Origin of the sequence: uncultured Fibrobacter sp. (assembly GCF_937877005.1) — a bacterium.
GTDB lineage: Bacteria > Fibrobacterota > Fibrobacteria > Fibrobacterales > Fibrobacteraceae > Fibrobacter.
Map to the genome: position 1 here is coordinate 1 of NZ_CALEFV010000039.1, position 20965 is coordinate 20965.

Below are 20965 nucleotides of genomic sequence, written 5' to 3' on the forward strand. Positions count from 1 at the left end.
ATTCGCGGAGCCCCTTGCCTTAAAGGCGAGGGGCTCCTTTTTTATATACCGTTTTACAAGAAAGCCCGGTTCTGAAAACCGGGCTTTTACATTCTATTTCTTGTCCGCGAGCCTGAATGCTACGCAGGCTATATCCACGGCTCGCGGGAGCGACATCTCGCGGCTCAGGCCTTGCGGCAGGTTGCGGAAGCCCACGTTACGGATGCTGTCGCAGAGCGCCTGCACGGTGCCTGCGACGGACTCCGTTGTATTTTCCGGATTACTTGCCGCATTTTGCAGCAGGTTCAGCAGCATGAATCCTGCACCCAGACGCTGCTGTCTGTCTACAAGCGTGTTTAGGCGCGATGTATCGGCGACCAGAAACCCAATTTGCAACAGGGTTTCGCCCGAAAGTTTCACCTTCACCTGTCGTTCCACGGCCGAGGTGGGGCGTACTGCCTTCTGCAGCGGCTGCATGTATTCCGTAAAGCGGCGCTTCGCCGGCACTTCGAAGGTATCCATGTTCGCGGAGGCGTATTCCTTCGATGCTTCGGAATCGTTTTTGGCGCATTCGGCGCTGTAGTTTGCCATGATAATTATGTTGTCTGCAATATCGAGGTAATCGCCGCAGGCCCCTGCCACCAGTACAAAACTGTATCCCTGCGCCGCGATTTCGCGGATGCGGTCCGTCAGCGGGATTAGTGGTTCGCGGGCATCGCCCAGTAACTTGCGTACACGGATGTCTCTAATCAGGAAGTTTACTGCCGAGGAGTCCTCGTCGATCAGGAATGCCTTTGAACCCGCTTCGATCGCCTCTAGGAGGTTCGCGGCCTCGCTCGTGGACCCCGAGGCGGAAAGCGTAGTGAAGTCCTTGGTGCTGACTCCGCCGGGCAGGTCGCGCACGAAGAGGGATAGGTCCGTATGGCGCACACTGCGTCCGTCTTCGACTCCGACACGGAGTGCGGACTCGTCTATCACGATTCCTTCGCGACCGTCACCGGGAATATGCGGATGGACAGCCTTTGTCAGTGCCTGTAGCAGTGTCGACTTTCCGTGGAACGCCCCGCCGGTAATCACGGTAATCCCTTTCGGGATTCCCATGCCGCGAATCTCGCGGCCGCAAACGCTCAGCGTCACTGCCATTTCCGGCGGTGCGACAAACGACACTGCATTTTCGAGCGGCATTTCGCTCAGCCCCGAGGCTCGTGGCAAAACGGCTCCGTCAGGGACAAAAGCGACAAGTCCGCGTTTTTCGAGTTGAGCGAGTATTTCCTTTCGCTCGGCCAGTATGCGGTAATGTTCCTGCATGGCCGGCTCGTCGGACTTGCTGTAATAGAGGCCCGCCGAAACAAGATCAGGGAGCACCATCGTCAGTATTTCAGCGGCGACTTCTCCCTGAATCTTACGGCCTTCGCCTGGCAGTTTCACCTGCAGGCAAGCCCTGAGTTCGCCGTTGTCGATCCAGAGACTGTTGCGGACCAGCATTTCTGGGCCGGCATTGTCGAAAATGATGGAAGCGTCCTTGCCGGGATATTTCTCCTGCACCAGCCGCCCCAGACGACGATATAGGAAGTCGCTTAGCGCGAGTCTGCGTTCGAATTCCGAGCCCCATTCGCTACCATATCCGAGCGTCGAAAGCTTGGCCCGTATGAGTATGCGCGATGCGGGGGCATAGGGGTCTCCCTGTACATGCAGGAATTCCAGCGAAAAGTCGCCGAAATCCCAGGGCTTCTCGGACAAAGTCTTGTAGAGTCCGTAGTTTTTTCCGTTCAAAATGCGGATTTTTTGGTAAAGCGCTTTCATGCCGTAGAAAATAGAAATTACAAGCGCCTTCTTTTCCCCCTTTTTTCTTTCCGTTTCTAAACTTTTGCACAAAAAAAATTTAAATTCCCTTAAAACTTTATATTTTATGAACAAACAACAGGAGTAATCCATGAAGAAGCTGTACATTTTCGCCTTGATGGTCGCATTTCTCATGACGTCAGCCATTGCTGACGAAGATCCACCTCCGCGTGGTAAGGCTGCCACCATCACCATCATTACCAATCCGCCTAACAGCGATGTGTTCCTCGGTGGAGAACCTCTCGGCAAGAGCCCGATCGAAAACGTTACCGTCAAGTCTGGCCGCCAGACTCTCGTGGTGATCGACCAGGGTTACGAACTGGTGAACCAGCGCGTGAACATTTGGCCGGGTAACGACAAGCGCAATGTATTCGATTTCGGCACCAAGATTCCGAAGGGCAACATCAAGGTTACGACGATTCCGGGCAAGTGCCTCATCTATGTTGACGGTGACAACTCCGACAAGACCGATGGCGCTCCGCTCACCATTCACAATCTCGATGCAGGTGACCATGTGGTTCGCGCCGAATGCTCTAACCGCAAGTCCGCCGAAACTCTCGTGACCGTGAAGGGCGAAGAAACTGTCGAAATCACGCTCGACGCTTCCGGCAAGAAAAAGAAAAAATAATTTCTCTCTCTGTGGTTTATACCGAGAGGCCTCCGACATTCGTCGGAGGCTTTTTTATTTATATTTTGGCAGTACTAGCTAGGAGTCGTATGAAACGTTTACTGTTGTTGCTTGCATCCGCAATGCTGCTGTGTTCTTGTGCGAACAAGGCCATGACTCGTTACGAAACGCTCGCTCCCGTTTTGAAAAAGGAAGGGTTCGAGGCGACCATCGACAAGATTGAAAAGGAAAAGGATGAAATCTACGGCGAAAAGAGCGCCTTCCTTTATCATTTCGACCAGGGAACCCTTTACCACTACAATGGTGACAACAAGAAAAGTATCGAGCATTTTGAGAAGGCCGAACAGATTTACGAGGACCTGTATACCAAGTCTGTAACGAACGAGGCCGCAGCTATCGTGACGAACGACAATATCCGTCCCTACCGGGCGCGTCCTTTCGAAGTGCTTCTGATGTACCAGTACCAGATTCTGAACTATCTGGCCCTGGGCGACCTGGACGGAGCCCTGGTCGAAGTACGCCGTGCACAGATTGCTGCCGAAGCTCTTTACCAGAAGGACAAGGACAAGGTCAACGATAACGGCTGGCTGCGTTACCTGAGCGCTATCGTTTATGAACTTGCCGGCGAAGAGGACGATGCTGCCATCGCCTACATCAAGGCGGCGAAGGCTTTCCAGGAAGGCAACGTGAAGATGCCGAAGGAAGTTCTTGAGTTCATTACCGAGAGCCTTACCAAGATGGATCGTGCCGATGACCTGAAAAGCCTCAATCTCGAAATTCCTGCGCAGACACCGAAGGCGACCGAGGCCCGAGAAAAGGGTCAGGAAATCATTGTAATCGGTTATGCCGGCCACAGCCCCATCCTCGGCGAGATGTATCTTTCGGGTACTTTTGTGAGTGCCGGTGCCATTAACCTGACGCACAAGGATGGCAAAACCGGAAAGATAGAGTCCTTTACCTTGATCGCTCCTCCTGTCGCGGGTGCTAGCGGAAATACTTTCCATGTGGGCTTTGCCCTTCCCGAAAAGCGCGAGCTTCCGCAGCGTACGAGACTTTTCAGCGTGAACCTGGACGGTAAAATGCGCGTGTCTCCCGAAAAGGTGATGAATGTCGATGCGGAACTCGAACGCAACATGAAGGACGAGAACGCGACGACGATGGTCCGTACCGCGACCCGTGTCGTAATCCGTACCATAGCGGCCCAGAAGGCGAAATCCGCCTCCAATACGGGTAACGGTGTGTTTGACCTCATCAAGAATATCGGTGTCGACGTGGCTCAGAGTCAACTGGAACAGGCTGACCTGCGTATAGGCCTTTTTATGCCGGATGCAATTTACGTGAGCCGCATTCCTGTGGATGCGGGCGTGCACCAGCTGAACATTTCGTCGCTAGGTGCGCACGGTCAGATCGTGGGTGATTACAGGTTGGACAAGGTTAAGGTCGGCAAGGGGCAGAAAAAGCTCATTGTAGTGCCTGCAATCGAATGATTTTGGTCATGTTTGAAAAATAATGTGTCCGCTTTTGCAAATTTTTAATTAGTTTCAATGGCAAACGTTTAATAGGAGTACTCCATGAATTTCAAAGCCCTTATCGCTGCAGGCGCACTGCTCGCTACGCAGTCTTTCGCCATTATAGGCATCGGCGGCCATTACGCCCCCGGATTCGGAACCAAACTCAAGGGAATGGATGCTCCCGCTCCCGTAACGGAAAGCGGTGATGTCCTTTTGCAGCATCAGGACTTCAGCGGGACCATGCAGGGCTTCGGTTTTAAGCTGTGGGTCGACATTCTTCCTATCATCGATATCGAAGCGACCGTGAACTTCCAGTTCGGTTCCTACGATGCGAGCCTTTTCGTGACAAATCCGGTCGATGCTTCCGTCACCGAGATTCCTCTTGAAATTGAGCTCGGCGGAACTCCGTTCGGCAAGGCGAACCCGAAGTTCGTCGCCATGAACGGTGACCTCTCCATCACGTATCCCATTACTTTCCTGCCCATCATTCGCCCCTACATAGGCGGTGGTCTCACTTACTTCATGAATAGCTTCGTCCTGAATCAGAAGTTCGTTTCTTCCCTGGTAGATGATGCTACACTTGCCATGATTCAGGACCTCGCTTCGATCGATCCGAGTAGCGTCGATCCGGAAATGGTTGCCCAGGCGAAGGAAAAGGCTGACCAGCTCGGCGAAAGCATGAAGCAGAAGGTTCAGGATGCTGCCCTTGACGAAGGGCTCAACACCAGCATCGGCGGACATATCCTGGTGGGTCTGCGTGCAAAGCTTCCCATTATTCCGATTGCAGCCTACACGAACTTCAAGTACTACATCGGCGGCGACTATCCGAGCGAAGTGGATTCTGGTAACATGACTCTTGAAGTGGGTGTTGGCCTCGCCATTTAATTCATAAACTCTCTAGGTAAATAGATGACTGAAAATACAAGTAGCACCAAGATCCTTATTATTGAAGATGAAATCGCTATTGCCGAAGGTCTTGTCGATCTCTGCAAGCTGAACGGCTACGTGGTCAAGCATTGCGCCGACGGCGAAAGCGGCCTGGCCGAAGCTCTTACCGGTCAGTACAATCTCGTCCTCCTGGACCTGATGCTTCCTGGCATGGATGGCTTTACCGTTTGCGACAAAATTCGCGAACAGGACCGCAGCCTTCCGATTATTATCCTTTCTGCCAAGAACGCCGACGACGACATCATCAACGGACTCAAGTACGGTGCAGATGACTACATCCCGAAGCCGTTCTCCGTACCTATGCTCCTCGCCCGTATCGAGGCCGTGCTGCGCCGCAGCACCCAGTCCATGGAAAACGAGGGCAAGCTGGTCGCTGGCAGCCTTAAGGTGAATTTCCGCGAATATACCGGTACCCGTGGATCGGAAGAACTTGCGTTCACCCGCAAGGAAATCGAGATCCTCGAATACCTGTGGAACAACCGCGATCACGCCGTGCCGCGCTCCGAGCTCCTCCGCAAGGTCTGGGGTTACGAAAACGCCGACTCCGTGGATACCCGTACGGTCGACATCCACATCACGAAGCTCCGCAAGAAAATTGAAGATGATCCCTCGCATCCGAAGCTCCTGGTGACGTTCCGTGGCGAAGGATACCAGATGCGATCTTCTCCAGAATGCGACAAGTAGAATCTAGGAACTTTCGAGAATTCTTAAAAAAACACCAGGCGGTTATAAAAGAGCGTCTGGTGTTTATTTCCATTTTCCTCGTCATCGCCGTTCCGCTGACGATCCTGTTCGTCAAGACCTACGAGCAGTCTACCGCCCTTGAAGAAAAGAAAGTCGAGGAACGCGTCGATGCCGCCTACGAGAGTCTGAAGCTTCGCTTGTCCTCGGACTTCAACTTGGAGAACAGCCGTTCCTACAAGGACTATGGCATTCTCAACTCCATCACCGTGATTGGCGGCAACAGCCGTCTTTTCTCTGAATTCTTCTCGTTCCCCGATTCAAGCGGCCCTTATTGCGACTTCGACTCCCTGTACCAGCAGTGCCGCAAGGGCCTGGTGGGCCATTTCCAGATTTCGCATAACGGCGAGCTGCTCACGCCGTTCTATCCAGACACGAGTACTGGCATCGGCAAGTCCATGTGGGACAACTTCTCTTTCGACGATCAGAAGCAGCGAAAGGAAACAAGGGACCTGATTCGGCGTCTTTTGGATAAACTAGAAATCAAGAATAGCCTTCCCAAGAACACGGTACTTACCATGGATTCGACGGAAGCGATTGACCAGCTGTACGACGAGATTCCTAATTTCCCGATTCCGACGCGCGTCGAAATGACTTCCGAAGAGGAAGCTCTCACCTACATGGCGGAAACGGCTAAGAATGACACGACGATACAGCCGTCCATGCCCATATTCAACGGAAGCAACACGAACGTGAATATTTCCGACCTGAAGCTGGGCATGACCGATGAATATTTCGTTTTCTTCCGCACGATCTATATCGGCAAGTTGCCCATTGTGCAGGGCTTTGTCGTGGACCGCGTCCTGTACCTGAACTACATGACGCACGAAGATCGGCTAGCCTATACCGAACTTCCCTATGCGATTGAGCTTGTCATGGACAATCATCCGCTATTGACTATCGGCACGAAGAATAGCCAGTACAGGCTCAGAACGAAGCGCCCGCTGCCGCCGCCTTACGAGAAGATTTCTTTCGTCATGTATTCTAGCAGTTCGGCAAATACGGCGGGACTTACCATATTGTTTACCGGTTTCATCTTGCTGATTGTCATTGCGATCTGCCTTATCACCATTTACCGCTTTACGCAAAGCAAGGTCGCTCTCGCTACAAAGCGTCAGGACTTTGTGTCAGCCATTACGCACGAACTCAAGACGCCGCTGACCGCCATCAAGATGTACGCAGAGCTTCTGCAGAATTCCTGGGTGGCTAACGAAGAAAAGAAGCAACGCTACTACAGCCAGATTGCAAGCGAGGCCGACCGCCTTTCAAGACTGATCCAGAATGTGCTGAACCTGTCCAAGCTCGATGGAAACCGCTGGAATGTCCAGCTGCGCAAGGAACGTCCCAAGGCGGTGCTTGACGATTTTATCGCAACCTACAGCAAGAACATCGAGAAGCAGGGCTTCGAACTCACCGTTTCGACGGATACGGATGCAGACAACATCGCTTTGCTGATTGACCGTGACGCGATTATGCAGATTCTCATGAACCTGGTGGACAACTCGCTGAAGTTCTCGAAGAACTCCGCATACAAGATGATCAATATCGAACTGCGAATTCATGGTACCGACATGTACCTTGCCGTGCGCGATTATGGTCCTGGCATTCCTTCTGCCGAGATGAAGAAGGTGTTTCAGGAGTTCTACCGAGTCGAGAATGAGATGACCCGTCAGACGAATGGTACGGGTATCGGTCTTTCGATGGTGAAAAAGCTTTGCTCGTTGACCAACATGAAAATCGAGATCGAGAACGCGAATCCGGGGCTACGAACCAAGATCCATTTCCAGTCGATTGACATTTGATGTCCGCAACGTTCTAAATGTAGATTTCGGTAATGAATATCTAAATAAAAAAGTATTATTCTGTTTCTAGAATTTTTAGTATTTTTTAGACATCATGACCCAGGAAGACATTCTACAGAATCCGTCTCTTTATGATCTTTCGATCGAAACTGTTGGCAGGGGAACGCTGCAATCTCCGATGAAAGGAGTGCAGTTCGTTTCCGATAATGAAAGAGTGAGCCTTACCACTGATGTCAAGCGGCTTCGTAGCTTTTACGAATCGAACACTCCCGTTCCGTCGCTCGAAGTGGCTGGTCCTCGTGAAACCATTTTCCATGACCCGGCCTGGACCCGTGCAGGCATTGTGACTTGTGGCGGTCTTTGCCCGGGTCTCAATAACGTGATCAAGGGTCTTGTTCAGGTGCTGTGGTTTGACTACGGTGTCAGGAATATCTTTGGTATCCCGTATGGCTACCGTGGCCTGAATCCCGCTTACGGCTATTCTCCTATAGTGCTCGACCCGGACGTGGTTGACGCTATCCAGGAAGACGGAGGCACGATTCTTGGCAGTTCCCGCGGCAATCAGGACGTGAAGGTCATGGTCGATACGCTCATGCGTCTCAATATCAATGTGCTTTTCTGCATAGGCGGTGACGGCACCCTGCGTGGGGCACACGATATTGCAATCGAAGTCCAGAAACGTAAGCAGCCAATTTCGGTGATTGGCATTCCGAAGACGATCGATAACGACTTGAACTTGATTGATCGCACGTTCGGTTTCGAAACGGCCGTGCTGAGTGCAACCGATGTCATTACCAGTGCACACAACGAAGCGAACGGAGCTTTCAACGGTCTCGGCCTCGTGAAGCTCATGGGTCGCGATTCGGGCTTTATTGCGGCTTACGCAGCCCTTGCGACGACGGTCGTGAACATCTGCCTGGTTCCCGAAGTCCCCTTTACTCTCGATGGTCTTTTCAGGGCTCTCGAAAGTCGCTATGCGAGCGGCAAGACCCATGCCGTAATTGCAGTTGCCGAAGGCGCCGGACAGGAACTCTTCAAGGACCAGCCCGAACGCAGGGATGCGAGCGGCAACATTCTGAAGAACGACATTGGCGAATTCCTGACAAGGAAGATCAAGGAGCACTTCGACAAGGTCGGCAAGGAAATCAATATCAAGTATTTCGATCCGAGCTACATGGTTCGTAGCATTCCCGCCAAGGGAACGGATGCGATTTTCTGTTTCCAGCTCGCCGAAGCTGCAGTGCATGCGGGCATGGCGGGCAAGACCGATATGGTCGTAGGCAGCATGAACAATGCCTTCTCCCACGTGCCTATAGAATACGCCGTCAGCGAACGCAAGAAAATCAACCCTAACGGAACCCTGTGGCATGCCGTTCTCGGTATTACGCGACAGCAGGATTATTTCTCGGGTAAGGGTAAGGGTAAGTAAGGGACAATTCCCTTCTTATAATTGATGCGCTCCTTGCAGTCGATTTGCGACCGCTGGGGGTGTAGAGAGTGTTTAGGAGATAAAAACAATGTTAAAACAGGAAGAAAAGGTTCTGATTAGAACTGCACTTATGGAATATCGTTATCTTTTGTTTAAGACCTATCATGGAACTGAAGACGAGAAGTCTAGGATCTCGCGGGTCAACAAGATACTGCAAAATTGGAAAGTGTAGGACTTTTCGAGAGGGGACTTGATGAAAAAACTTTTGGTCGTACTGCTACTCGTCTTGGCATGGTGTACGAGTTTCGCCAACGAGGATCTTCGCATGGCGGATTCCTGCTATGCCGCGAGGGCAGAAAGGGCCAAGGGTGACAAGGCTGACGCGAAGAATGCGAAGCTAATGATCGAGAGCTACCGCAAGGCGATGACCGATACCTCCGTGCTGGAAAAGGCGACCGAAGGTTACGTGAAGAGTCTGTTCTTTTCTTTCCGCTTTGTCCATTTCGAAAAGAAGTATCGCCAGGCGAAACTGGATAGCCTCAAGAACATCAGTGAGGCCGCCTACAAGAAGTTTCCTGCGAACAAGGAAATCGCGCATGTGTATGCGAGCGCCATATCGATGTGGGGCAATGAACGCGGTGCACTGACTTCGGTCAAGGAAGGTGTTGCCTCGATCGTACGTGATGTGTCGACATCTGTCGAGGATTATCAGGTGCTTGGCCGTGCGCATTACCTTTTGCCCTATATTCCTCTCATTCTTTCGTGGCCCGACAAGAAGCTTGCTGACAAGTACTTGACCCTTGCGCTTCAGAAGGACCCGAAGGACCTGTATAATTATTTCTTCCTGGCAGAACTGCGCTTTGACCAGAAGCGCTATGCCGATGCGCTTTCCCTAATCGACCGCGGCCTTTCGCGCGGCATTCGCACGAGCTTCTTCCTCGAAGACAAGCGCGGTCGCTGGCATCTCAAGGAACTCCAAAAGAAAATCAACGCAAAGCTTGACAAAAAATAAACGATAAAAGGCGCCGCACTGCGACGCCTTCAATTTTTTCCAATTAGCCAGTTCGGTCTTATCCAGCTTGAACGGCGGTAAGCGCAATCGTGTAGACGATGTCTTCAACGAGGGCGCCGCGGCTGAGGTCGTTCACCGGCTTCGCGAGGCCCTGCAACATCGGGCCGATGGCAATCGTGCCATGGGCACTGCGCTGCACAGCCTTGTAGCCGATGTTACCGGCAGAGAGGCTCGGGAACACGAACACTGTTGCCTTGCCGGCGACGGTGCTGCCCGGGGCCTTCAGGGAACCGACGCTCGGCACGGTCGCGGCGTCGTACTGCAGCGGACCATCCACCAGCATCTCGGGGCGGGCTTCCTTCACAATCTTGGTCGCTTCGCGCACGAGGTCTGCATCCGGGCCCTTGCCGCTGTTCATGGTGCTGTAGCTGAGGAGGGCGACACGGCTCGGGAGGCCAAAGGCCTTCGCGGTGTCGTCGCACTGCTGGGCAATGCCGGCGAGTTCTTCGGCGGTCGGGTTCAGGTTGATGGCGCAGTCGCCGTAGATGTAGGTCTTGTCCGGCATGCACATAAAGAACACAGAGCTCACGGACTTCACGCCCGGAGCGCACTTGATTACCTGCAAGGCCGGGCGCAAGGTGTCGGCGGTGGAGTGGATAGCGCCAGAAACAAGGCCGTCCACTTCGCCCATCTTGAGCATCATGGTGCCGAGCATCACGTTGTCGGCGAGTGCTGCGCGGGCCTGGTCTTCGGTCATGCCCTTCGACTTGCGGAGTTCCACGAGAGTCGGCACGTACTTTTCGGCAAGTTCTGCAGACGGTTCGATAATTTCGATGTTAGCAGGGAGGGTTACACCCTGTTCCTTGGCAACGGCAAGGATTTCGTCCTTCTTGCCGATGAGCACGGGTACTGCGATGCCGCGGTCGATCACGAGCTTGGCGGCCTGCACGGTGCGCGGTTCGGAACCTTCGGGGAGTACGATGCGCTTCTTGGCCTTGGATGCCTTCAGGAGCAGTCCTGCGCGGAACATGGCCTGGCTGGTCTTGCGTTCGGCGGGTTCTGCGGCCAGGTCCTTGGCGAGGCACTTGGGGCAGAAGAGAATGCGATTCGGGCAGAACAGGTCGGCGTCGTCGTTGTCAGAATAAATCTTTGCGTCGAGGGCGGTTGCGAGCGTATCGTTATACTTCTGGGCCATCACGTCGCTCATGCCCTGGGCGCCTTCGACCACCACGGCATCCACGGAATCAAAGTCCTGCTTGAGGAAGTCGGCTGCGATTTTTTCCATGAGCACGGCGGAATTGTGGGCCTTGAGTTCCTTGACGGCGTCTGCCCCGTTCACGCAGGGCTTGTAGGCGGTAGCGATCAGGCCGGCACCGGCAACTGCGTCCATGACTTCCTTGACTTTTGCTTCCATATTGGCGGAGGCGACCAGGTAAACTCGATTCATAGAAAACTCCTGTTTGTTTTTGTTTCCGATTTAAAAATTAGGAATTTCCGTAGGGGAAACGACCTGCTGCAACCTTTTTTTACCTACCCTAAAGATATCAACAGTTTATCAACATTGTAAATCAATATTTTCATATATATATGTAAGAATAATCTATTTTAGTTAGGTTGAGTGTATTGGGATGTTAATGGAGAGAACGGATGCAGTACAGTTGTATTATCCGGGGCCTTTTTCTGTGTTTGGCCCTCATTGCAGTTACTACTTATGCCCAGGATACCGTTGCGGTAGCTCATGTTGTCTATGAAGGGAACAACATTTATTACGCCGACAACGAATCCAATTTGAAGTACAAGGCCGTCACGAAGGGAGAAGACGGCATGTTCACCATTTACTTCACCGAAGAACGCCTAAAGTCCTCCGCGATCGACAAGCGTCAGCTTCGACTTGGGCTTGGCTGCAATGACGGCACCTGCCGTCAGAACTTGAACGAAGGCAATGAGCCCTACCTCAGTGAACTTTTCCCGAGCTACGTAGAAGGAGCCGAAAATCAGCCCCTTCAGGAGGTGTGGATTGTCCTTAACGGTGACGGAACCAACTCGATTCACTTTACGAAGCCCGATATCCAGATAGTCGTTCCCGGCAAGAAGGTAATCCGTTTCCTTGCGCCTTGGAGCAATACGAGCGCGCTCTTGTACCTGAACGGCAACGAGAACTACATGATTCCCGTCGGCAGCCCGTATTGTGGCTGGTTCGAGAAGAGCGTCATTATTGAACCGAAGGATGTCTACGTCTATTTCAAGCAGACGATCGGAGGACACTATGTTGGCAAGGACGGTATTTCCAAGGAAGAAATTCCCGTGGAACAGGAAATCCTGCTCGACTCCGTTCTCGCGATTTCCGATACGGTCTGGGTCCTGGCGACATCCTATAGCGAACCGGAACTTTATTCGGAATTTCCCGATGAACTGGGTGACTGCCCCGTGAAAAAACTTCCGGTCATGATGTTCGACTGGTTGCATGGCGACGGTTCCGATACCGAGAACAGGGAAAGCCAGGCCGGTACGACTAGCCAGGATTTCGGTACGGGCGGCTGTGCCCAGCTGACGAAGGGTATGGTCGAAGAGGAACTCGGACCGGCCGGAGTTCCGGTGCGTGCAGCCAATTTCCCCTCCAACTGTAAGTATACCGATCATCTGGGCAGCTGGTTCCTGCCCGAGGTCGTGGCGACGGATGCTGCCGGTAACGAATACACGAACGTGACTTGTCGCACCCTGGAACTTACGCTTGACGACGAAGGATTCTGGCTTGGCCAGAAGAATACGGAAAGCCCCGAGAAGGGTCTATTCTTCCTGGACGACTTCAAGTATCTCGACGAAGGAAACTCGATTCCCAATCCCATGTACGATCAGATCGAATCCGAATTCGGTACGCATAACTATGGATTCACCATGAAGATTCAGGCGCAGTTCGAATATGTCAAGGGACAGTACTTTGAGTTCATGGGCGACGATGACGTCTGGGTGTTCATTAACAACAAGCTGGTCGTGGATATCGGCGGTCAGCACCATGCATCCAATGGTCACATCAATCTCGACAAGCTCGATCTCGTTGAAGGCGAAACTTATCCGTTCCATATTTTCTATGCGGAACGCCACAAGGTGGAATCGAACTTCAAGATGCGCACTTCCATCGACCTGCAGGCCGAAGCGAGCATGTTCCTGAAGGATCTTTCGGAAAGCCCGAAAAAGATTGTCAAGGAAGTCTGGCAGATTGTACGCGAAAGGAAACTTGCCTGCGACTTCTCATCGAGTCCCGAAACGCAGAAGACCGAACGTGGCCCGTCGAACTTTGTCCTGTTCGGAAAGAGCATGGGCAAGAGCGGCGTCGCACTCAAGACGCTCGATTCACTCTACTATGCAGGCATTACCGTTACCGACGACTTTACGAAGGTGACTATAGATACGAAGGCGATTGGCAAGGCTCAGGCGCTTCCGCCGGGCAACTACTACATCCGCGTCCGTCTCAAGAGTAATCCCGACGAGTACAAGGATATTCCCTTTACTATCGATCCCTATGAACTGCCGAATCTTGCCTTTGCAAATGTCAAGGATTCTTCCTACACCGTCGTGGATTTTGACACCCAGGATACTCTGACCTTTACGGAATTCTGGGCGGCTTACGGAGATTCCCTGAACCGCAACATTTCGAGTGATACGCTTCCGATCAACCTCGATCGGAACGAAAAAATGTGGGCGGGCAGATCTTATCCGGTATACATCATGTTTGCCGAAGAATGGGCTAGCATCTATAACGGCATCGCGGTCAAGCTCTCGACTTCGACTCCCGCGCTCGTTCCTTGCGACTCTATGGGAAATCCCATCGACGAGGTGAAGCTCTATAATGGTCGTGCCGAATTCTTCGTGAAGGCGAACGACGAAGTGATCAACGGAAAGCTTATTGCGAGCACGGCTAGCGCAAAGAACAAGGCTATCGAATGGACGAACATCAATATTGCCGTGCCGCCTGTACCGCAGGTGGAACTGGCCTACATCTATGACCGTAACGGCGACGGTCGTGCCGACAGTATCTGGATCCAGTTCAACAAGCCTCTCGGAGGCCAGAGCGTCCTGGATTCGATGAAGTTCATATTCGGTACGAATTTCGACGGATTCTACCGCCCGAAGTACACGGATGGCGAGAAGGTTGCGACACTCGTTGCTGCGGGTGACGGCTTCGGCTCGGGCATCTTTACCGGCGGAGCTACGGATTCCTATTCAGGTCGGCTGAACATCTGGTACACTTATACTGATCCGGAAAACGGCAAGGTTTCCATCTTCCCGGTTGAGGGCGTTCTCACCGACAAGGTTGGCCCTGTCATTCTTGCGGCCGAGGTCAAGTACCTCAAGGACGGCAATACCCAGCTGACTGTCGATTTCAGCGAGGGCCTCGATGATACTGACGCAAGTTCCGACATGTTCCGCTTCCATTGCTGGAAGAACGAAAGGCAGGATTCCGTCGTCAAGAAGGCAAACGATGTTGGCACGGTCCCAGCCAATCAATGGAAGCTTATCTTCCCGAAGGGTAACGAATCTGAAATTGTCCCGGCAGTGGGAGATTCCATCCGCTTCGTGCCTCCGTCACAGATGGGCATGGCTCACGACCTGCAGGGCGTCTATGCTCACGAGGACAATCCCTGGGTTCGCATCACGGGTGAGCAGAAGGTGACTGTGACCAGTCCGAAGGTCGTGACCCTATCTCCGGAATCCGAGGCGTTCGATAGTGCCAAGGTGATTATCCGGAGCAAGAATGCGACCGTTCCGAAACTTGTCCCCAACAAGAACGGGCTTTCCGCCGACCAGGTGGCCGCCGTCTATGGTACGCAGGGGCACTTCCTCGGCGACCTGGACATGGCTGAACTTGTCGAGAATGAAATTGCCGAAATTGTAAAGGCCGTGCAGTCAACGCCGAGCTATGTCGATGGAGATGCAGAAGAAAACGAGGACGGAACCCCTGCAAGGACTTGGACTATCGAGGAAATCATTCGCGCGGTTGATGCAGGTCAGATGAGTATCGGCGAGGCGGAAGACCGCTTCGATCTCGACCCCGTTATCGTGGATGCGTACGAGAATGGCCTGCTTTCCAGCAGCAATATCGACAACTATGCCCGCGGCACCGATGAGGACATCAAGCAGATTGTGAGTGCCGTGGCCGACCATACGGAATTGCGTTACGAGGCGACCTACTATTCTAGCCTCGGCCATTTCGTGAATCGCGACGAGGGAACTATCACCTGTAACGACGATATTTTCAAGGCGGATGGCGCCTCCAACTGCCTCGGCAGCGATGGACGCCTGTTCCTTGCCTGGAATATGCGTTCCAAGAGTGGCCGCCTCGCTGCGACGGGAGTCTATATTGCTCGACTGATGGTTCGCGTCAGGGTAAATACCAAGACCATTACCGATCGAACCCAGGACTTCCTGTGGGGTGTCCGCAGGGGAAAGGTCAATGCAATGGATTTGGGAATCTGACGTAGCTAGATGTTCTCAAAAAAAATCGCATAAAATTTCGGGGTGTTTTGACGCAAAACACGCCTTTTACACGTTTGTTAAGTTAAATTAACGCAATTCGGTTCTCATCATGTTGATTTTTTGCGCAAAAAAACTTATTTATATAAATAGGTTATAAAAGCAACAGATGGGGAATGACCCCATTGGGAGAGATTGGATGCGGTGTGGAATTGGAAAACGGGCAACAATGTTGCTCTGTTTAGCTTTTTCTGCGGCGATGGCCGCGGATTATTCCGTAAATGTATCTTACGAAGGTGATCAGCTTTATTCCGTGATTCGTACTGGGATGACCCAGAACCAGTCCTGCAAGGCTGTTAACGAGAAGGTTTCCTTTAGTGCGACATCCCTGGACAGACGTTCCGTTTACTTTTATTCCGACAAGAGATGCAAAACTCTTGTCGCGACCATTGCCACCGAGGATCTTTTCAAGGAAGGAAATTCCGTAAGCATTACGCTTTCCGAGAATGGCGACTGGGCGTTTTCTGCAGCACCGGCGGGTCCTCAGGGTCCGGGAGAAAATCCTGAAGAACCTAAGGATGATCCGCAGGAAGATCCAAGGGACAATCCCCAGCAGCCGGCCAGGAATAGCGTCAAGTACGTGAGTTTCCTGACTCCCTGGACTAACACGAATGCGGTGCTGTTCGTGAACGGTGACAGCGTGAGCACGATGTCTTCTGTCAATAAGTATTGCGGCTGGTATGTCGCTGCCGCTAGGGCTCCTTCCGAAGGCTTCAATGTATACTTCAAGCAGACGATTGGTCCCTATTTTGTTGGCGCCGAGGGATTGACCAAGACGGAACCTACCATGGCTACCGAAATTTCTCTCGATTCCGTGGCGGCCCTGTCGGATACCATCTGGGTCAAGGGCAATCAGGAAGGTGCTCCTGAAGTTTATTCGGAGCATCCTGCCGGCGTTTTGGGCGATTGTCCCCTCAAGAAGCTTCCCGTGATGATGTTCGACTGGTTGCATGGCGACAAGGGTGACGGCACGAGGGGTAACGGAAATCCTGAAAATGGTGTCAGCGCGGACTTCGGTTCGGGTGGCTGTAGCGCGAGCCCAATGAAGGGCATGGTCGCCACTCAACTCGGTTCTAACGGAGTTCCGGTTAGTGCGGATCCGTTCCCGACCAACTGCAAGATTACTGAACATCTTGATTCCTGGTTCCTGCCGGAAGTTCTCGCAAAGGATGATGCGGGTAACGAATATACCAACATGACTTGCCGCGACCTTTATATCTCGATGGATGACGAAGGATTCTGGCTTGCGGAAATTTCGAAGGACCGAATTTCCGAAGGTAACGAGGTCAACAAGGGCGGCATGTTCCTTCTCGACGATTTCCAGTACCTGGATACTGCTCGGACAATCCCGAATCCCTACTACGACAATCTGTCTGGCGGCAGTGACAATGGCAGGCACAACTTCGGCTTTACCATGAAGATTCAGGCGACATTCGAGTATGTTCCGGGGCAATACTTTGACTTCCTGGGCGATGACGATGTGTGGGTGTTCATCAATAACAAGCTTGTGGTGGATATCGGTGGTCAGCATGCCCAGGTGCGCGGCGCCGTTGATCTCGATACGCTCGGCCTTATTCCGGATAGCACTTACAACTTCCATATTTTCTATGCCGAACGTCACCAGAGTTCCTCCAACTTCCGTATGCGTACATCGATTGACCTGAAGACGGATGCATCCATTGTCCTGAGGAACGGGGCTTCCGAATCGACGGATGTGATAACCAAGGAAGTCTGGCAGAGGGTTCGTAAGAACAAGCTCGCCTGCGACTTCTCGTCCGCAGGAACGGAAGTGGCTCTCGAACGCGGTAGGTCTACGTTCGTGCTCATGGGCGGAAACTTGCCTTCGAACGGTGTCGAGCTGGATACCGCAGGCACGTGGTTTGGTGGCATCACCATTGGCAGCGGCTTTGATGAATTTAAAATCGACAAGGAAGCCATCAAGAATGATCGCGCGCTTACTCCGGGCGTCTATCATGTTCAGGTCACCCTGGTTTCTGACAATTCCAAGCACAAGGATGTCTACTTTGTCGTAGACCCGTATGAGTTGCCCTCTATTGTCTATACCGATGGCAAGGGAAACATCTTGGGAACAGACGTGGTGAGCGATACCTTGCCGCTGAATCTAGACCCGACTTCTACCATGTGGGCCGGACAGACTTATCAGGTCCATATCCAGTACGATGCGACCTGGGCTACGACCAATGATGTCGTCTATCTGTTCAGCAACGATTCTGCCCTGGTTCCCTGCGATGCCGATGGTAAGCCGATTACGGAACTCACCCTGGATTCGGGCAAGGCGGTCTTTTACGTAAAGGCGATGGGCAAGGTGGAAAACGGTTCCATCTGGGTCAAGGGCCGTGCCGCAGCCAATACTGCCGTGTGGGACAGAATCTTCATTGAGGTACCACCGGTTCCGCAGATCGAGACTGCCTACATCTTTGACCGTAATGGTGATGGTCGCGGCGACAGTATCTGGGTCAAGTTCGATGATTTGCTGGGCGGCAAGAACTCGCTTGACTCGGCAAGATTCACGTTCGGGAAGGCTTTTGAAACGACATTCAAGCCTCAGTATGCCAGGGGCGATGACTTTGCGACGATTACCGCCGAAGGCGATGGCTTCGGCACCGCAATCTTCACGGGTGGCGAGGATAGCGTCTATACCGGTATTCTCAAGCTGTGGTTCACCTATACGGAAAATGGCGAGTCGTCTGTATTCCCGGGTGAAGGCTGGCTCAGGGATAGCATCGGTCCCGTGATTACCGCTGCGGAAATTTCCTACATGAGTGACGGCAACGCAGAACTAATCGTGTCGTTCAGCGAACGCCTGAAGGACGAAGATGCGAACTCCTCGCTATTCCGTTTCCACTGCTGGAAGGACGGCGTACAGGATTCCCTCGTGAAGAATACGAATGAGATCAGTACCGAGAATACCCGGTGGATTATGATATTCCCGAAGGGAGGCGATAACGATGTCGTGCCGGCCGTTGGGGATTCCATCCGATTCATTCCGCCTTCTCAGGGCGAGACTGTGTTCGACTTTGTAGGCGTGCGTCCGCACGAGAATAATGCATGGGTCCGTATTACGGGAGAACAGAAGGTACAGATTACAAGTCCGGGCGTCGTGACGCTCGATCCGGGTTCTCCCTCCTACGATAGCGCAAAGGTGATTATCCGGAGCAGCGATGCTACCGTTCCCAAGCTTGTGCAGAGCGACCAGGTGCTCTCGGCAAACCAGGTGGCAGCCATTTACGGAACGCAGGGACATTATCTGGGCGATCTTGATATGGCCGAACTTGTGCAGAATGAAATTGCCGATATCGTGAAGGCGGTTCAGTCGACTTCCAGTTATACCGATAGCGAAGACGAATCGGGACGTACCTACACGATTGACGAAATCATCCGCGCCGTAGATGCAGGCGCTATGAGTATCGGTGAAGCCGAAGACCGTTTCGATCTGGATCCTGTCATCGTAGATGCCTACAAGAACGGAATGCTTACGGGAGAAAATGTCTACAAGTTTGCCCGTGGCAGCCAGGAAGATATCCAGGAAATAGTCGAAGCCGTTGCGGAAAATACGGAATTGTACTACAAGACGACTTACTACTCCAGCCTCGGAGAATTCGTGAACAGCAATTCCGAAACAATTACCTGCAATAGCGAAATTTTCAAGAGCAATGGCCAGGGAACCTGCCTCGACAATGCTGGAAGGCTCTTTCTTGCCTGGAACATGCGTGCGAAGAATGGACGCCTTGTTTCGACGGGAGTGTACATTGCTCGTCTGGAATATCGTATCAGGGTCGGCTCGAAGACTATCGTGGACCGCGGTCAGGATTTCCTGTGGGGATTCCGTCGCGGCAAGGCGAACGCGCAGGATCTCGGCATCTAGCTTGCGATTGGACATATGAAAAAGAAGGCCGCCCTTGAAGGCGGTCTTCTTTTGTATATAAACCGGGATGTCCGGATTACACGAACTTGTAAAGGTCGGTAATGTCCTCGTTATTCTTGTCGTAGAACCAGAACTGGTTGATGTGGGCGTGTTCGTCTTCGACCAGGCTGATGTTCATGCTGTGCTTGTATTCCAAGTAGTTGAACATGCGGTTGTGGTCCTTGCAGAGCACGTCGATCACCTGCGGGCTTACCACGAGAGTCACTTCGCGGAGCTTGCCCTTCGCTTTCGCGCGGGCCATCCAGCGGTCGATCATGCCGAGCGTGGATTCCAAGGTCGCAATGCGGCCACCGCCGTCGCACACCGGGCAGCGTTCGGTCTTTTCGGTCATCAGGTTCACGCGGACGCGCTTACGGGTGACTTCCATGAGGCCGAACTGGCTGATGGGGGCGGGGCTGATCGGCGCCTTGTCGCGGCGGATCGCCTTGCGGAATTCCTGGTAGACCTTTTCGTTGTCTTCTTCCGTTTCCATATCGATGAAGTCGATAATGATCAGGCCACCCACGTCGCGGAGCCTAAGCTGCTTTGCAATTTCGTAGCAGGCATCGATGTTGGTTTCGAGGATGATCTTGCCCTGGTCCTTGCCGTGCACCTTCGGTCCGGTGTTCACGTCGATAGACACCAAAGCTTCGGTCTGTTCGATTACGAGGTTACCACCACGCGGGAGCGGTACCTGACGCTGCAGGGAACGTGCGTAGTCGTTTTCGATCTTGAAGTATTCGAACAGGCTCTCGTTACTGCTCCAGAGCTTCACCTTGTCGAGCTTGTCCGGCGAGAGTACCTTGAGGTATTCTCGCAGGGCGAAGTATTCGTCGCGGTTGTCGATGTACACGTAGTCGGTGTTGTCGCTGAAGTATTCGCGGACGGTCTGTTCGATGGAATCGGATTCTTCGTAGATGCAGGTTTCGGCAGGCTGGTTCTCGAAGTTGTACTTCGTCTGTTCCCACTTGCTTTCGAGTTCGCGCATCTGCTTGTTGATCTCGAATTCGGATTCGTTCAGACCGTTGGTACGAACGATGTAGCCCACGTCGCGACCCTTGAGGCGGCGGACCACCTTCTTGAATTCGCGGCGCTTGGCCGGGTCGCGTTCACGCTTGGACACCCCAATGAAGTTGGTGCCCGGCATGCACACGAGGAAACGACCTGCAAAGCTCAGGTGAGTGGTCAGACGGGCACCCTTGGTGCTAATCGGTTCCTTGACCACCTGAACCATGATTTCCTGGCCTTCCTGCAGGATTTCGTCAATGGAGACTTCCTTGGAAGAACCGTCCTCGTCGTCATCGTCGCCATATTCGCGGCGGAGGAGTTCGTTTCTGTCCATGGCGTCTTCTTGATGCAAAAAGCCTGCCTTTTCAAGGCCAATATCAATGAACGCAGCCTTGAGTGCCGGAAGCACCTTCTGGACTACGCCCTTATAAATATTGCCCAGAACTCGATTAGAGGAGACACCCTCGACGACGAGCTCAACGAGTTCGCCGTCTTCCATGATGGCGATACGTTTCTCGTAAGGGGTCTTACTAATCAAAATTCCGCGCTTGCACTTATTTGCCATTAAAGCTCCTAAAAGTAAGCAAAACTTGTTGGATTCATCCCTA

The 20965-nt window shown here is 52.7% G+C and carries 12 protein-coding genes; 9 read left to right on the plus strand and 3 right to left on the minus strand.

Annotation, left to right across the window (positions count from 1 at the left end; translation table 11 throughout):
• Window positions 1-93: 93 nt before the first annotated feature.
• A complete protein-coding gene (locus Q0628_RS02020) occupies window positions 94-1782 on the minus strand; it encodes an ABC-ATPase domain-containing protein (RefSeq protein ID WP_298767905.1) in 1689 nt (562 codons plus the stop codon).
• 130 nt (window positions 1783-1912) lie between these two features.
• Between Q0628_RS02020 and Q0628_RS02025 the strand changes: the two genes are divergently transcribed.
• From Q0628_RS02025 to Q0628_RS02055, 7 genes are all read left to right on the plus strand, one after another.
• A complete protein-coding gene (locus Q0628_RS02025; protein WP_298767906.1) occupies window positions 1913-2449 on the plus strand; it encodes a PEGA domain-containing protein in 537 nt (178 codons plus the stop codon).
• Between the two features lie 89 nt (window positions 2450-2538).
• Window positions 2539-3936 carry a hypothetical protein gene (locus Q0628_RS02030; RefSeq protein WP_298767907.1) on the plus strand — a complete coding sequence of 466 codons (1398 nt, stop codon included), beginning with the start codon at window positions 2539-2541 and terminating at the stop codon, window positions 3934-3936.
• Window positions 3937-4020: 84 nt separating this feature from the next.
• The gene (locus Q0628_RS02035; protein ID WP_298767908.1) at window positions 4021-4845 is read left to right on the plus strand and encodes a hypothetical protein; all 825 of its coding nucleotides are present in this window, start codon (window positions 4021-4023) and stop codon (window positions 4843-4845) included.
• Between the two features lie 24 nt (window positions 4846-4869).
• The gene (locus tag Q0628_RS02040) at window positions 4870-5592 is read left to right on the plus strand and encodes a response regulator transcription factor (protein WP_298767909.1); all 723 of its coding nucleotides are present in this window, start codon (window positions 4870-4872) and stop codon (window positions 5590-5592) included.
• A 59-nt stretch (window positions 5593-5651) separates the two neighbouring features.
• Complete coding sequence (locus Q0628_RS02045) at window positions 5652-7451, plus strand: HAMP domain-containing sensor histidine kinase (protein ID WP_298767910.1); 1800 nt, start codon at window positions 5652-5654, stop codon at window positions 7449-7451.
• 94 nt (window positions 7452-7545) lie between these two features.
• Window positions 7546-8880, plus strand: coding sequence for an ATP-dependent 6-phosphofructokinase (locus Q0628_RS02050; RefSeq protein WP_298767911.1), 1335 nt, complete (start codon window positions 7546-7548; stop codon window positions 8878-8880).
• A gap of 253 nt (window positions 8881-9133) precedes the next feature.
• Window positions 9134-9892 carry a hypothetical protein gene (locus Q0628_RS02055; RefSeq protein ID WP_298767912.1) on the plus strand — a complete coding sequence of 253 codons (759 nt, stop codon included), beginning with the start codon at window positions 9134-9136 and terminating at the stop codon, window positions 9890-9892.
• A 58-nt stretch (window positions 9893-9950) separates the two neighbouring features.
• Here Q0628_RS02055 and pta read toward each other — a convergent pair whose 3' ends face one another.
• Window positions 9951-11339, minus strand: coding sequence for a phosphate acetyltransferase (gene pta, locus Q0628_RS02060; RefSeq protein WP_298767914.1), 1389 nt, complete (start codon window positions 11337-11339; stop codon window positions 9951-9953).
• 239 nt (window positions 11340-11578) lie between these two features.
• Here pta and Q0628_RS02065 point away from each other — a divergent pair, with 239 nt between their 5' ends.
• Both Q0628_RS02065 and Q0628_RS02070 read left to right on the plus strand, forming a co-directional pair.
• Window positions 11579-15367: a fibro-slime domain-containing protein gene (locus Q0628_RS02065; RefSeq protein WP_298767915.1), complete on the plus strand. Its 3789-nt coding sequence runs from the start codon at window positions 11579-11581 to the stop codon at window positions 15365-15367.
• Between the two features lie 226 nt (window positions 15368-15593).
• Window positions 15594-19310: a fibro-slime domain-containing protein gene (locus Q0628_RS02070; RefSeq protein ID WP_298767916.1), complete on the plus strand. Its 3717-nt coding sequence runs from the start codon at window positions 15594-15596 to the stop codon at window positions 19308-19310.
• Between the two features lie 76 nt (window positions 19311-19386).
• Here Q0628_RS02070 and Q0628_RS02075 read toward each other — a convergent pair whose 3' ends face one another.
• The gene (locus Q0628_RS02075) at window positions 19387-20922 is read right to left on the minus strand and encodes an Rne/Rng family ribonuclease (RefSeq protein WP_298767917.1); all 1536 of its coding nucleotides are present in this window, start codon (window positions 20920-20922) and stop codon (window positions 19387-19389) included.
• Window positions 20923-20965 lie beyond the last annotated feature (43 nt).